This window comes from Rhizobium sp. Pop5, from assembly GCF_024721175.1.
In the GTDB taxonomy this organism is placed as follows: domain Bacteria; phylum Pseudomonadota; class Alphaproteobacteria; order Rhizobiales; family Rhizobiaceae; genus Rhizobium.
On the sequence record NZ_CP099398.1, the window covers coordinates 1 to 15226 of the forward strand.

At 59.5% G+C, this 15226-nt stretch carries 8 protein-coding genes and 4 pseudogenes; 6 read left to right on the forward strand and 6 right to left on the reverse strand.

The genetic code is table 11. From position 1 onward, the window contains the following. The 3 genes from repA to repC all read left to right on the forward strand — a co-directional run bounded on the left by repA (position 1) and on the right by repC (position 3601). Positions 1-1215, forward strand: a complete 1215-nt coding sequence (gene repA, locus NE852_RS00005; RefSeq protein ID WP_008534005.1) for a plasmid partitioning protein RepA — start codon at positions 1-3, stop codon at positions 1213-1215. Then, positions 1212-2237 carry a plasmid partitioning protein RepB gene (gene repB, locus NE852_RS00010; protein WP_004672729.1) on the forward strand — a complete coding sequence of 342 codons (1026 nt, stop codon included), beginning with the start codon at positions 1212-1214 and terminating at the stop codon, positions 2235-2237. Before repA ends, repB begins: the two co-directional genes overlap by 4 nt. A 155-nt stretch (positions 2238-2392) precedes the next feature. Then, complete coding sequence (gene repC, locus NE852_RS00015) at positions 2393-3601, forward strand: plasmid replication protein RepC (protein ID WP_008534009.1); 1209 nt, start codon at positions 2393-2395, stop codon at positions 3599-3601. 85 nt (positions 3602-3686) lie between these two features. On the opposite strand, the gene NE852_RS00020 is transcribed toward repC, so the two are convergent. Continuing rightward, positions 3687-4715: an IS4 family transposase gene (locus NE852_RS00020; RefSeq protein ID WP_008534011.1), complete on the reverse strand. Its 1029-nt coding sequence runs from the start codon at positions 4713-4715 to the stop codon at positions 3687-3689. A gap of 15 nt (positions 4716-4730) precedes the next feature. Here NE852_RS00020 and NE852_RS00025 point away from each other — a divergent pair. Next, a pseudogene (locus NE852_RS00025) lies at positions 4731-5286 on the forward strand (DDE-type integrase/transposase/recombinase); the annotation flags it as partial. A gap of 256 nt (positions 5287-5542) precedes the next feature. On the opposite strand, the gene NE852_RS00030 reads toward NE852_RS00025, so the two are convergent. Then, positions 5543-6571, reverse strand: coding sequence for an IS110 family transposase (locus tag NE852_RS00030; protein WP_037175911.1), 1029 nt, complete (start codon positions 6569-6571; stop codon positions 5543-5545). Positions 6572-6641: 70 nt separating this feature from the next. Between NE852_RS00030 and NE852_RS00035 the strand changes: the two are divergent. After that, positions 6642-6875 (forward strand): annotated as a pseudogene (locus NE852_RS00035) (integrase core domain-containing protein); the annotation flags it as partial. A gap of 84 nt (positions 6876-6959) precedes the next feature. Next, positions 6960-7928, forward strand: a complete 969-nt coding sequence (locus NE852_RS00040; protein WP_008534018.1) for an IS481-like element ISRel2 family transposase — start codon at positions 6960-6962, stop codon at positions 7926-7928. A 1046-nt stretch (positions 7929-8974) separates the two neighbouring features. Here the strand turns inward: NE852_RS00040 and NE852_RS00045 are convergent. The 4 genes and pseudogenes from NE852_RS00045 to NE852_RS00060 form a co-directional block, all read right to left on the reverse strand. Further along, positions 8975-9892 carry a recombinase family protein gene (locus NE852_RS00045; RefSeq protein WP_008534020.1) on the reverse strand — a complete coding sequence of 306 codons (918 nt, stop codon included), beginning with the start codon at positions 9890-9892 and terminating at the stop codon, positions 8975-8977. A 992-nt stretch (positions 9893-10884) separates the two neighbouring features. Next, positions 10885-11272, reverse strand: a pseudogene (locus tag NE852_RS00050) (hypothetical protein); the annotation flags it as partial. A gap of 23 nt (positions 11273-11295) precedes the next feature. Beyond that, positions 11296-12450, reverse strand: coding sequence for a site-specific integrase (locus NE852_RS00055; RefSeq protein WP_097603693.1), 1155 nt, complete (start codon positions 12448-12450; stop codon positions 11296-11298). 384 nt (positions 12451-12834) lie between these two features. Continuing rightward, positions 12835-15173: pseudogene (locus NE852_RS00060) on the reverse strand (hypothetical protein). Between the last annotated feature and the right edge of the window lie 53 nt (positions 15174-15226).

Here is a 15226-nt window from a genome sequence, read left to right on the forward strand (position 1 = left end):
ATGGCGAAAACCGCAGCAAAAACAGCGCCGGTCGTCGAAGGGTTGACCGCATTGATGGAGCGTCATGCTGACGCTCTCTCCAGCCAACTTCAAGCACATCATCTCAAGGTCTTCCCGCCGACGTCCGAAAAGGGCATTCGATCCTTTGCACCGTCAGAAGCCTCAAAATTGCTTGGCATCGGTGAGTCTTATCTTAGACAAACTGCTTCGGAAATGCCTGAACTGCACGTTAGTATGAGCCCTGGCGGTCGACGCACGTTCACGATCGAAGATATTCATTCAATCCGTAAGCACCTGGACCTGATTGGCCGCGGGAACCGGCGCTACCTGCCCCATCGTCGCACGGGGGAGCAGCTTCAAGTCGTCTCGGTGATGAATTTCAAAGGCGGCTCGGGCAAGACGACGACAGCCGCGCATCTGGCACAGTACCTGGCAATGCGTGGCTACCGGATTCTCGCGATTGATCTTGATCCCCAAGCAAGCCTTTCCGCACTCTTCGGCAGTCAGCCAGAAACTGACGTTGGTCCGAACGAAACACTCTATGGCGCCATCCGGTATGATGACGAGCAGGTCCCAATCGAGCAGGTTGTCCGAGGAACGTACATCCCGGATCTTCATCTAATTCCTGGCAATCTTGAACTGATGGAGTTTGAGCACGATACCCCGCGCGCGCTTATGAACCGGAAGGAAGGTGACACGCTTTTTTACGGTCGGATCAGTCAGGTCATCGAAGACATCGCGGACAACTACGATGTCGTCGTTATCGATTGCCCTCCCCAACTTGGCTATCTCACGCTTTCAGCTCTGACCGCCGCAACCTCGATCCTCGTCACCGTCCATCCCCAGATGTTGGATGTAATGTCGATGAACCAGTTTCTGGCGATGACCTCGAATCTCCTTCGGGAAATCGAGAACGCAGGCGCCCAGTTCAAGTTCAATTGGATGCGCTACCTCGTCACTCGTTTTGAACCGAGCGATGGCCCGCAGAACCAGATGGTGGGCTATCTGCGTTCGATCTTCGGCGAAAATGTCCTCAATTTTCCGATGCTCAAGACGACCGCCGTTTCGGACGCTGGCCTGACGAATCAAACCCTCTTTGAGGTTGAGCGCGGACAGTTCACGCGCTCGACCTATGATCGGGCCTTAGAGGCGATGAACGCCGTCAACGACGAGATCGAAACTCTAATCAAAAAAGCATGGGGTAGAACCACATGAGTCGGAAGCACCTCCTTGACGTCACCACGGACGCGCCCGACAGCTCATCAGCTGCTGAACACAGAGCGGCAAAGACTCGCTCCATGCCGCTTCTCGGCGTGACCAGAAAAGAACGAGATCCAGCGACGAAGCTGACTGCAAACATCGGTAACGCGTTGCGCGAGCAAAATGATCGTCTTGGTCGTGCCGAGGAGATCGAGCGGCGTCTCGCCGAAGGTCAGGCCGTGGTTGAACTGAACGCGTCGTCAATCGAGCCGTCCTTCGTTCAGGATCGCATGCAAGGTGATATCGAAGGACTTCTTGCATCCATCCGCGAGCAAGGACAGCAGGTCCCAATCCTTGTGAGACCTCATCCCGTTAAACCCGCGCACTACCAAGTTGCCTTTGGACACCGCCGGCTGCGCGCCGTTTCGGAGCTAGGACTGCCGGTCAAGGCGGTTGTTCGAGACTTGACGGACGAGCAGTTGGTTGTCGCACAGGGTCAGGAAAACAATGAGCGCGAAGACCTCACCTTCATCGAAAAGGCACGTTTCGCACACAAGCTAAACAAGCAGTTTCCACGAGAAATCGTCATCGCGGCTATGTCAATCGATAAAAGCAACTTGTCGAAGATGCTCCTGCTTGTTGACGCCCTCCCCTCTGAATTGATCGATGCCATCGGCGCCGCTCCAGGCGTTGGACGCCCAAGTTGGCAGCAATTGGCAGAGCTGGTTGAGAAAGCATCGCCTCCGGCAGGCGCTGCGAAATATGCTGCCTCGGAGGAGGTGCAGGCGCTGCCGTCGTCGGAACGGTTCAAGGCAGTGATCGACCATCTGAAACCGCGTCGGACTGCGCGCGGGTTGCCAGACGTCCTGTCGACCCCCGATGGCGACAGGCTTGCGCAGGTCACGCAGAGCAAGAGCAAGCTAGAAATTACCATTGACAGGAAAGCCACGCCGGATTTCGCGGCTTTCGTACTCGAGCATTTGCCGGCGCTTTACCAGGAGCATCGCGCAAAGCATCAACGGAAACAGGGAGTGTAACCCGCAAAAGAAAAGAGCTCCCTCAACGTCGCCGTCGTGGAAGCCCTTCTGTCTCTGTAGCAAGAACAGAATCGCATTTCCTCGAATCCTCGTCAAGAGTCTTTGGCGCCGTTTTGGTGAGCGAATTTCCTTTGCCTGCTGAAAGGTGAGAGACAATGCAGTCGGGGAATGTAGCGACGCCGTTCGGGCGGCGGCCAATGACGCTTGCGCTCGTGCGGCGCCAGGCGGCAATGGAAATCAAGCATGGAAAAGCTGCCGATAAGTGGAAAGTGTTGAGAGACGCTTCCGCCGCGATGGAACTGCTCAAGATCCAGTCGAACAGTCTGGCTGTTCTTGACGCACTTTTGAGTTTTTATCCTGACAATGAGTTGCGTCAGGATGCACAATTGATTGTCTTCCCCTCGAATGCCCAACTGGCGCTTCGGGCGCATGCAATGGCGGGCGCAACGTTGCGGCGGCATATTGCCATTCTGGTGGAGTCGGGGTTGATCGTCCGTAAGGATAGCGCCAATGGCAAGCGCTTCGCCCGCAAGGGCGACGATGGCCAGATCGAGAATGCTTTTGGCTTCGACCTGTCGCCCCTCCTGGCGCGATCGGAAGAGTTGGCGATGTTGGCGCAAAGAGTGGCGGCCGAGAGAGCCTCGCTCAGGAAAGCCAAAGAGAGCCTTACAATTTGCCGGCGGGATGTTCGCAAACTTATTACTGCTGCAATGGTCGAGGGCGCCGACGGCGATTGGAAGACGACCGAGGACATCTACATTGCGCTCGCGAGCAGAATTCCGCGCGTTCCGACCCTTGAAGGGGTCACTAGCGTTCTCAATGAAATGGAGATGCTCCGTGAGGAAGTGCTTAATCGTTTGGAAAACCTCGAGAATGCTGAAAAAATTAGCACCAATGCTGCTCATATCGAGCAGCACATACAGAATTCAAAACCCGAATCCGTAAATGAATCTGAACCACGCTCCGAAAAGGAGCAGGGGGCAAAGGCGAGCTTGAGCCATCAGCCGAAGAATGAATCGCAAAGGGCGTTCCCCTTGGGATTGGTGCTCAAGGCGTGCCCGATGATCAGCGACTATGCACCGCGCGGCGTGGGAAGCTGGCGAGATCTGATGTCTGCCGCTGTGGTGGTTCGATCTATGCTGGGGGTAAGCCCTTCCGCCTACCAGGATGCCTGCGAGGCGCTAGGACCGGAGAATGCTGCGGTGGCAATTGCGTGCATCCTGGAAAGGGCTAACTTCATCAACTCTCCTGGAGGCTATCTGCGGGATCTAACGCGCCGAAGTGAGCGCGGTGAATTCTCGCTTGGCCCGATGATAATGGCGTTGTTGAAGGCCAACGGGCAAGGCGGTTTGAGGGCTGGGTAAGTGCGGCTGATCGTTATTCCTGCCGTTGAGGATTTCGGTTGTGGTCAGCTGACCACCAAGCTAACCTCTTGGAAAACACCAACTTTCAAAGGCGGCTTGTCGCAGGCATTGTGCCGGTTACCGTCTGGCTCCCGAGCCAAATGACGCCTCTTAGGGGAACAGTAGACCGTGATCTCAATACGAACGCGCCCAAGGTCGCGCACGAACAAGACCAGGAGCGAAGTCTTCGCACGAAATGGCAGCCGCCTTTCATCAATTCATTGGCACCGGCGCGGCAAATCGCAAGGCGGCCGGCTGTGCCGGCTAATCGCGAGTGGGCGATGGCGCTATCTCGCAAGGCCCAGCCATCGGCACAGTATTTGAGTCCGTTGAAGAAGGTGATGGGTCCAGGCGGCTTGGAGGAGGCATAGCCGTTCCAGCCGCCGAGTTTGGCGATGATCCAAGCGGCCCAGGCGAGCGAAGCTTTGGGATGGGGATTGGATTGCAGCTTGGTCTTGCCCTTGAAGCGGCTTTCGAGGGCGGCGAGCGTGTTGATCTCGTGGGGACTGACTGCCAGGCTTGCCGGGTGAGGATCGCCGCCACTGCGGTCCTGCACGAGTTGGAGGACGATTGCCGCGGCCTTGGCGGCGATGGCGACGAGCTTTTCCAGCCGCGGCGCTAACTGCAATTGGCTGTCTTCGATCTTGAAGCCCTGCGTCTTCATCACCCGGAAGAACTGCTCGATCATCCAGCGCTGCTTGTACCAAGCGACGATCTGCCAGGCGTCAGTCGCACTGGAGAGCGCATGGGTGGTCAAGAGCAGCCAATGCAAGGGCTCGACACCGTCGGGTGCGTCCGGTTCGACGACCTCGACCCAACTGAGCCTAACCCCGTCGGGCAGCCCTTCTTCGCGCAGGTTTTGCGGTCGCCTGATCGTCGCCTGGCCGAAGCGCAGGCACAACGTTGCCTGCCGCGCCGGACGGTCGGCGCGCTCGCGCAGCTCGATCGTTTGGGTGTCGCAGAACCGAACTGTCTCTACGACATCACGCAGTTTAGAGCCGCCGATGAGTGCATGGTCATGCATGACGCGCGACAAAAGATCGAAGCGTTGGTCGGGCAGGCGCGCCCACATCATAAAGAAGTCGCCCTATTGCGCGACCTCGCCAATGAGCGATGGCGTTTCGGCGACCGGCGACCGGCGACCGGCGACCGGCGACCGGCGACCGGCGACCGGCGACCGGCGACCGGCGACCGGCGGCTTCGGCGGGGGGGAGCGCCGTTGGGGTCGACCGCATCTACGGGCTCTATCGCGAAGAAGGACTTTCCGTTCGCAAGCAGAAAAGCCGGGGCGGCACTGTCGGCACGCGTGGCCCGATCCTGGTCGAAGCGAAGGCCAATGCCCGAAGCTCGCTGAATCTCGTTCACGACCAGTTCGCTTGCGGAAGGCGGTTTCGCGTGCTCAACTTCGTCGAAGACGTGACCCGCGAATGCCTGGCGGCGATCCCGTGCACCTCGATCTTGCGTCGTCGCGTCGCTCGCGAACTGTCGGTCCTCATCGAACGGCGCGGCAAACCGGGGATGATCGTCTCCGACAACGGCACGGAATTCACCTCGAATGCCATCCTTGCCAGGTCGAAGGATCATAGTGTCGAGTCGCACGGCATCACGCCGGGAAGCCGATGCAAAACGCTAATGTCGAGAGCTTCATGTATAGACGGCCCCGCGGGCGCAAGAGGCTTTCTGCAAGTTTAGGTCATCATTCGGGTGCGTTCATGTATTCGGCCTTTGTCTGCGACCGAGACCATGGTCGCTGGCCCTGATGGAGTACGCGGATCGAGGCCTCATCAACGGGTCGCGCTTGAATGCGGCGCCTAAAGCTCTCCGGGTTTGCTCGATCCCCAGCTCCGCTGGATGACCATCTGTTGCTTCTGCACCTTACGCCGGTTCGCTGAGGTTTCCTGTCTATGCTGTCTTGACGCGTGCCTCCCTGAACATCTCTCCACTTGTCATCATCGCCCAGATGATCCGAGCAAGTTTGTTAGCCACGGCGACGGCCACGATCATAGGACGTCGTCGTTGTAGTAAAGCTTCGATCCAAGCTCCCCCGACCTTCGCTCGAGCTTTCGGATACCGAACTATATTCCTGGCGCCGATTACGAGCAGATGACGCAGGTAGGCATCTCCTTGTTTCGTAATCCCTCCCAATCGAGTGGTGCCGCCACTGGAGTTTTGACGCGGCGTCAGGCCCAGCCAAGCTGCAAACTCTCGACCGGAGCGGAACATCCTAGCGTCCGGAATGGTGGCGGCGATGGCCGTAGACGTGATTGGGCCGACCCCTGGGATCGACGAAAGCAGATTTGAGACCGGATCTGAACGACCGATTTCCGCTAGCTTCGTCTCAATCCCGTCGATCTGCTTGTTCAACTCGCCAACAGATCCGATCAAGCTGGTCAACGCATACCGAGCATGTTCTGGCAACGAGGCCGCAACTTCCTCTATCATCGGCATTATGGTCTCGATGCGTTGTCGACCTTGGCCGAAGATGATTCCGAATTCGGCGAGATGAGCGCGGATCGCACATACCGTCATGGTCCGTTGCCGTACCAGCAGACCTCTAGCTCGATGTAGCATCAGGAAGCTCTGGTTAGCCTCAGACTTTACCGGAACGAAGCGCATATCGGGTCGCCGAACAGCCTCACAGATGGCTGCAGCGTCCGCGGCGTCATTCTTCGCGCCGCGCCGTACAAACGGCTTCACATACGAAGGCGGTATCAACCTAACCTCGTGACCGAGCTTCATCAGCTCCCGAGCCCAGTAGTGCGCCGTGGCACAAGCTTCGACACCAACAACGCATGGCCTTGCACGCTGAAAGAACTTGATCATCTCGCTTCGCCGGAGCGCCGCGGTTTTGATCACTGAACCGTCGGCATCCACCGCATGGACGTGAAAGTTATGTTTGGCCAGATCAAGGCCTATCGTGCTGGCGATCATATCAGTGGCTCCTGTTTGAGTTGGCGCATCATCATACGACCAACCGGTTCGGAGCGGGGCCGTCTTCCCCATCAACGGCCGGATGCGGGACGAGATGGTCAACCAAAGCCTGTTCCTCGGCTGCGATTATGCCCGAAGCGCCATTGCTGGGCCGACGATTACAACCACTTCCGGCCGCACTCATCGCTCGGACCAGACCCGGGCACGTGATGCAGATACCATTGCCGCAACCGGCTCCAACGCTGCGCGAGATGAAAGCTTCGCGTTTCCGCCACTTGGCGTACTCGGAGCGCGCAGGCTCTAGTTGTGAGCTTTCGGGAGGTTGTCCATTCAAAGCGGATTTAGGAGACTGGAGCTATCACACCTCGAGTCGGAAGGATCGCCGCGAATGAACATTCATAAGAATGCCCGACTGACGCCGTTGCGCCGGGAACAAATGGCGCTTGCTGTTATCGAAGGGCATCTGACCCAGGCTCAGGCAGCACAGGCCTATGGCGTCGCGGCCAAGATCGTCGCCCGTTGGGTCGAGCGTTTCAAGGCCGGTGGTCGAGAGGCGATGCTCGATCGTTCCTCCCGACCTCATGCCATGCCCCGGCAGACCAGTCAGGCGCTGGCGGAGCGCATCATCACGCTTCGCCGCCAGCGCCTGACTGGCAAGCACATCGCGATCGAAACCGGTGTATCTGCAGCGACGGTGAGCCGGGTTCTCAAGCGCGCAGGCCTCTCCCGCCTCAAGGATATCGAGCCGGCCGAGCCTGTGCGTCGTCATGAACGCCAGGCTCCCGGCGAGATGATTCATATCGACATCAAGAAGCTCGGCCGGTTTCATGAGGTCGGCCACCGCATCACCGGCGATCGCACTCGCCAGAGTTCGCGCAGAGGCAAGAGTTGGGGCGCCGGTTGGGAATGCGTTCATGTGGCCATCGACGATGCCTCTCGCATCGCTTTCTCACAGATATCGCCGGACGAGACGAAAGAAAGCGCCGTGGCCTTCTTGAAGGCGGCATTGGCCTATTATGCCAGCCTCGGGATCGCGGTCGAGCGCGTCATGACCGACAATGGTCCCTGCTACACATCAAAGCCATTCGGCCAAGCTTGTCGCGACAACGGCCTCAAGCACGTTCGCACCAGACCATATACGCCTAAAACCAACGGAAAGGCCGAACGCTTCATCCAGACCGCCCTCAGAGAGTGGGCCTACGCCGTCGCCTATCCCAACTCGGACATGCCCGCCGCCGAACTGCCACGATGGCTTCATCGCTACAATTGGCACAGGCCTCACGGAAGTCTAAACTCAAAACCACCAATCACTAGGCTCGCTCTTACCCAGGACAACCTGTTGAGGCTCCACATCTAGTCGCTGCCGGAGAGGATTGAGTGCTAGGTCAGCGGGTCCACTGATCGAGGTTTTTCGCCAGACTCTGCTGTCGTGGGCCAGCAAGTCTTTTGGGGTGGGACGCACTGCCAACAGCTGCTTTTCCGGTGGTCAGCTGACCACAGCTACAACACTCTGAAAAGAAACGACATTTTCGGGCGCTACTATGGACGGCGCATGACCCGCTCCTCGCGCCACCTCTCACAAGATCGGTTGTGTAGAGATAGGTACCGTCCTGTCGCCGCCATGGGTCGCGGGGTCTTGGCGGTCATTTTTGATCGTACATGACGTTCTAAGGGCATTGGTCATGGTTGCCCGGGTAGAATGGCCGACAGCCCTTCTATGCGGCTGGTGTAGTAAGGTCAGTTGATGCACGGAGCCGATTGAGCGGCTTCGTGTTCGAACGAACAATCGCGGTGTTTGTCACGACTGAAAGGAGACATTGCTTTGTAATCTTAACGGCGGTCTCCGCAGGATGCTTCAGGACGAAGACCTCCCAGGCTTCGAGGACAGTCGAAATTTGCTGGTCGTAAAACGAATGTTTGCAGATCTTCGGCCGTAATCATTCTTGTAGGAAATATAGCTGGCGGCGCGGACAAATGGCTCAATCAAATTGTCGAGCATCCTTGAAAGAACGCCGAAACGCGGACGGATTGTAAAAGAAACAAATACTGTCTGACTGAGTTCCGGCTCGCGCCCGAATTCGTCGTGCAGCCGAGACGGCTTTTTGGTAGCGAGGGGAGCGGCTGTCCTCTGCTTTTACCCGCGCCGCCGAGGGTCATGGCCCGCGCGCCTCTGCGGATCATAATCACCGCGGCTGAAGCCTTCAGCACGTTCCGGGGGAGGGGGCGAGCAGGCGGAGGAAGCCGGCTCCGCGGCGAGGATGTAGGCGCTGAGCTGAAACCGCGGAGCGATAGCGACTAGCGGTCCTGGCGCTACAGATCCCCAAAGGCCGGACCTGACGGCTATGCAGTCGAATAGCGACAAGAAAAGACTCTCTGCCATCGGGCGTCGGATGAACCATGCCCTCAACGGCGAATGAGGCCAAATCGGTGGGCTTCGTCCAGCAGGACCCGCACCGAGGACGGTTGCCAGTTCTTGCCGCTGCGCACAGGCCGTTCTCCCATCTGGTCCAGTTGCGCGGCAATGTCGCGCAGCGACAGGTTGGGATCGGCAATGGCAATTGCCGCCACCAGCTTCATCAGATAGTCTTCGGGAGCCCGGCGAGGGGATCGAGCAAGGAGTTCCTTCTCCGCGAGCTTTTCGCGTACCATGCGATGAACAGCGCGACGAAGGCGTTCGACGGTCCAGTCGTGGCCACGGCGATTGAGAACCCGCACGACATTGTCCCAACTGTGCTGCGGCCGGAGTTGACGCACCATCGGCAGCCACGTCTGCGCCGATGCAATGAGTTCATCGAGATAGAGCTTCTCCCGTGCCTGCGAGATTGCCTTGATCGCCTCCGGCCGTCGTTCTCGCAGACCGGGATTTCCAGGAAGCTTGCCGCGTGCCTTCGCCGCCTTAATGCCGGCTTTGGTACGCTCAGCGATTAGCGCCCGCTCGAGCTGCGCGACGGCGCCGAGGACCTGAAGGGAAAACATGCCCTGCGGGGTCGACGTATCGATTGGATCGCGGATCGACCGGAAATGCACGCCGCGGGCCTCGAGGTCCTCGATCACCGACAAGAGATGACTGACGGATCGGGCCAGTCGATCGAGGCGCACGACAATGAGGACGTCGCCGGCGCTAAGTTCAGCGAGTAATCGCGTCAGCACCGGTCGAGCCCGCGATGCTCCGGAACCATGCTCCTGATGGATCCGATCGCAGCCGGCTGCACGCAGCTCGTCCAACTGGGCATCGTGGACCTGTTCATCCGTCGACACCCGGGCATAACCGATCAGCCGCTTGGGAGATTGTTGGTTGTCAAATGTTTGTGGCTTTGCCATCGCGCTTGTAACGGCCCTGTCTCGAAGTAGTTTGTACAGATAAGGCATGCGTTTGAAATCGAACAGTTGCAAGCGTGTTTTAAGTGTCAAATAGCGGCCCACCAGACTCAAATCGCCACCCGAGATAAGCAACGGAGCGTCCGCACTGACAAACCCGCGCCAGCGGGCTCCTGTGGCGGAAAGGCCGGAAAACAACGGTTTTGGAGATGTCGCGAGAGCAGGGGGCCGCAGGAGGACGCCGGCGCATCATGCGGCAAGAAGGGGTCGGGATCATGCGGGCCAACTGGGGCGGCCGAATTCTGTCTCGGGGAGTCCGGTCATCCAGGACGGCCGACCACTGATTTGCGCGCTGAAATCAATCGCTGCCGAGGTGGCTTTTACTTCCCGTTTTCAGTTGAAGCGCTAAGCTGAAAAACTGGCGCCGAACTTTGACCTAATGGCTTCACACGGAGCAGGGGAGGGGAGAGCGATGTTCGAAATCATTCGAGTTGGTGGAAGGGTGTTGGAAGAACGCGCTCACGGTTGTAAAAACCGGCTAACGATAACGATAGGAATTTCGGATGAGCTGGAAACTGAGGCGAGTTAAGCAGTGTGCCAAGTGCCCTTGGAAGGTGTCCACGAACCCTCATGATATTCCGAATGGCTATAGTCAAGAACTGCATCAGGCTCTTGTCCGCACCATCGCCGAGCCGGAATCGCTGAAAGGCACCGGCCAGGTGATGGCTTGCCATGAGCATGCGCCAGGGGAGGAAGCCCACTGTGTCGGCTGGCTCATGAACCAGATCGGGCCGGCAACAACATCCCTTTGCGTCTTCAAGTCATGTCTTGCGACAATATCGAGGCGGTCATCTTGGAAGGCCCGCAGCACGAACGGTTTGAAGATACGCTGCCGAAAGGCAACGACGTCGCAGTTGGGTAGGGGTCAACTTGCTGCGATCGCCAAAAGGCAGATCAGCGGCCGCTGCCCCTTGGCACAGCTCTGATTGTTGCCATTAAAGGCCCGATGCCTTGGTGAGTTTGATCCGGAAACGGTCACGGCGCAGGTGATACTTGCGGGTCATTTCCGCGCTGGTATGACCGAGCTGTTTTTGGACATACCGCAAGTCGACCTCAGCCGAGCAGGGTGACGAGCAGGCCCTTGGCAAGCGTCTCGACCCAGCCGCAGCCGCCTTCGGTCTGGTCGCGGCCGCAATCCAGCCCGACGATCTCGGAGCGGCGCAGGCCGCCGGCAAAGCCGATCAGCAGTATCGCCCGATCCCGCATGCCGCGCGGAGTTCCCCTATCGAGCGTTTCGAGTATGGCGATCATGTGCTCGGGGAGCACGGCTTCTTTTTGGCGAAGAGGGGCTACATGGGTGTTGCGGATGCCGGCCAGAACGGTGGTGGACGTTTAGCGGCATCTAATTATAGCATCCGAGAGGCCCGGCCGCTTCGACGGGTTGCACTATTGTAATAGCTTGATGCCTGCTGAACCGAACGATGACGTGACTGCTCCATGGCTTCGGGCAGGGGAATGCCGCGATTGGCGGCCTCAGTCAGATAGCCGGACCTCAACCCGTGCACCGAAAACTCCCCGGGCTCGAGCCCGGCCATTTTCACCCGCCGCTTGACGATATCATTGACCGCCTTCGGATCGAGCGCCCGGCGCGAAACATGGCCCCAGCGATCGATTGCCCGAAACACGCTGCCCTTGTTGATCCTCGCGGCCGCCAGCCAGGCATTCAGCGCCTCCACCGGCCGGCCGGTCAGATAGACGATCTCGTCCTGGCCGGCGCCGGAGTTCTTGGTACAGCCGAGATGGATCGACAGCGAGGGCAGGGGGCTTCCATCGTCGCCAGAGACCGGCGGCTCGACCGTCAGCTGCTCCTTGCGCAGGCCGGCCACTTCGCTGCGCCGGCGGCCGCCGGAGGCAAAGGCGACCATCAGGATGGCGCGGTCGCGCAGATCGCGCAGATTGTTGCCGCCGCAGGTCGCCAGCAGTTTGGCCAAAACATCTGATGTCACCGCCTTGGCGCTCTTGCGAAGACGTTGTCTTGGCGCGGCTCGGATCGCCAGCCGGATCGCGGATTTGAGGGCAGGGGAGGCGAAGGCGCCGTCGAGACCGCGCCATTTGGTCAGCGTCGACCAGTTGGCCAGCCGTCGTCCGACGGTCGCCGGCGCGTGCGGCCCGGTCGATCGAAGAAAGCCGCCGTCGCGCAACGCCTGGCCGACTGCGGCCGGCATGCCGTGCTCGGGATCGGTCTCGCGCCGGGCCGGATCCCACAGATGATGGGCGACGAATTTCAACAGCAGCGCCTCGGGCGCCGGCCATGGGAGGGGGCTACCGGTCGCGGCCATCGCCCAGGCCTCGAGGTAGCCGAGGTCGGAGGCGAGCGCCCGAAGCGTGTTGTCGCCCATGCCTTCGTTGACCAGGTGCCGCAGCGTCTCGACGTCCTGGTCGGACAGAATCTCGGCGAGCTTGTCGCGCCGGTCGATCGGCAGCACGGCGGCGATGGTGTCGAGGGTTTCGGCCCGGCGGGCGATGGCGTCGGGCGCTGATTTCGGGGCGATGATGTCCATGGGCCTCCTGAAGCGGCGAAATCCGGCTGCCGGAATGGCGCCGGCGGCCGTGCTTTGCCCCGTTTTCGCTGATTTGCGGGCTTCTGGCAATCACTTCCGATAAGCATTACTTATCGGAAGTGAGACGTCAGCACTCATTCGGTAATGAATGACGGAAGTGTATGCTGTATTCGCTTCCGTTTTGGAAAAGAACAGCGTTAATTCCGATAGTTAATGAGGTATGAAGATCTGTGGCTTCGGTGGAGTTATTGGTGGCGCACGCGGCGAAATGAGCCCATAGGCAAGTGAGGGAGGCCGAACCTGCCCGCGCCTCGGCGGCAAGCTCGGCCGAACCAATGAGCGGACGGGTTCGTGGGCGAAATTCCGCCAATCGCCCGTTCCCGCCTAGGCCGCTTCCCAGACCTGGTTCAGGATTTTTGCAGCGAGCGCCGCCTTGTCCTGTGGCAGGAAACGGCCGTAGTGCTGCTGCACCACATCCGGGGTATCCTGAATCGCGTAGCTCGCCTGCTCGTAGGATCCGGTCTGCTTGAGGATGTGGGTCGCCAGAATATCACGGACATTGTGTGGGCCATGCGGCAAAAGGCCTTTAATAGCGCCGCGACCGGTATAAGGGTTGTAGATCCCATATCTTTGAATGACGGTTCTCCAGGCCTCATAGAAGGTCGTCGAGTCGTATGCTGCGTCGATGCTGGTGGTCTTGACCGTCTTCACGAAGAGCGTGCCGGGATCCTTCGCACCGGCGAGCAGCACACCGCGATGCCGGTCGATATAGGCATCCAGGTATTTGGAAAGATCGAGCAGATCGGGAAGGATCAGCCGGAACGGTTTTTGCCCAAAGAAGGACGAGCCGGAATTCTTGAACGCGACGGACGGGATAAGCACTTCCCAGCCACGCTCGCGGTCGCTCCAGCGCAGCTCCCCACACTTCATGTCTTCTAGCCGGCGCTCCGCCGTCGGAAAATGACCGCGCGGGCACACGCGCAGCTGGCGAAGGTTTTTCTGCCGCAATCCCAGATGCAACCCAAGCCGAAGCATCAGGAAGGAGCGGATCGCTTCAGCCGCTGGCCGCGGATAGAGACGCTCGTCCGGCATCCGCTTCAGGATCTCGTCGGTGATTTTACGATACTCTGCCAAAGGGCTGTCCGCTTCGAGGATCACCATGATCGGCTCGAACGGATCGCGATGCACCCGCATGACCCGTTGAACCTCCTTGGAGCGATTGGCAGCATGCCGATGAAACGCATCGCAGGCGCCATGCCAGTCGCGCGAAGCAAATTCGATTTCCTCCGGGGCGATCAGGCCTTCGATCGGCCGGACATTTTTCAGAAGCTCCGGATGCTGCCGGATCCAGCCGACCTCGGCACGGGTGAGGGCCTGTGCGACCATCAGCATGTCTTCTTCCCACTTGGTGTAGAAGCCGCGCCGCTGCTCGCGCCATTGCAGATACCAGTCCCAGACGCCTGGGAAAATCAATAAGCCGAAGGTCAATTGGCTGAGCGGGACGCCGCAGCCCTTGACGACGCCGGCGGGTGAGGCGGCCAGCGCCCCGAACATCAGCCCGAGATGCTCGATCTTTTGCGATGCAGTTTCCTCGCCCCACACTCCATTGCGCTGGAAGCCGATCGCCGTCAGCGTCGCGGTCTTGAAGCGGATCAGGTCGGCCGTCTCCATCGCCAGCCGCGGCGGCGCATCGACCACGCCGGAACGAAGATCCGGATCCTCGAAGGATTCGTCCGCACTGTGACTGGCGCAGCTGGATAGCACCGGAGGCCGGGGAGACAGGGATCCTCCGCCATAGGTGATGCCGGGAAACCGGATGGCATAGCGTTGCTTGCTGGCCGCCGCCTGGTAGCGGCGATAATCGGCGGAGCCGGAGATGATGACACGCCGCACCCAGTCGATGATCTCCTCGCGCTTGGAGAACGGCAGGCTGCCAAAGTCATCCGGTAGATGCCACGCCAGTCGTCGCCGCTCGGCAGGGCTGATATCGCCGAGGTCGTGATCATTGAGCGAGCGAGCCTGATGCGGGAGCTTGGCCTTGAAATATCCCTCCGCCAGTCGGTAGCGTCGCTCGATGCGGGCGAGGATTTCGAAGCTGGCAATGGACCTCGGCGCGCGTTCGCCTTGGATCCATGACAACAGGGTCTTGTGGTCGAAATTCTCGCCGAGACGAATGATCGCGCGATAGAGTTGCCAGTAACTGTCACCGAAGCGGCGCATCTGGTAGATGAGGGCGTCCTGAAAGCTCTCGGATCCTCCGCCGCCTCGAACAGTGGTTCGGGAAATTCGTGGATCGGTTTCGGCTGCGGAACTCGCGGCGCAGAGGCGGATTGGGGCGGAGTGTGGGGCTTGCGGGTCGTGGATGCCGTTGGTGCTGGCGCGCGACGAACGGGTTTGGGCGATCTGGTTTTCGGGTTTGGTGGCCGAACCTCTTCCGCCGCGGGCGGCATGCGGAGCCAGCGGAGGATGGCGTCGAGGCCGGGGCGCAGGTGGTTTTTCAGCTCCGGCGTCAACTCGTCTTCGATCCCGCAGGCTTCACCGATCGCCGTCCAGTCGAGGCGGCCGTTTAGCAAAGGTGGTGACTTGCGGTAGACGATCAGGCTGATGAGGTAGGGCCGGATATTTTCCAGGACCCGTTTCGATGCGATCGGCGCAATGCGCAGCTCGCAGAAGTCTGAGATTTTTCGTTGAAAATGGCGTGAGGAAACGTCTTGTTTTGGCATGCTCGCATTCCATAGCTTTCGGCCCCAATGCCGAGGGCGAGCGGAAATAAAAG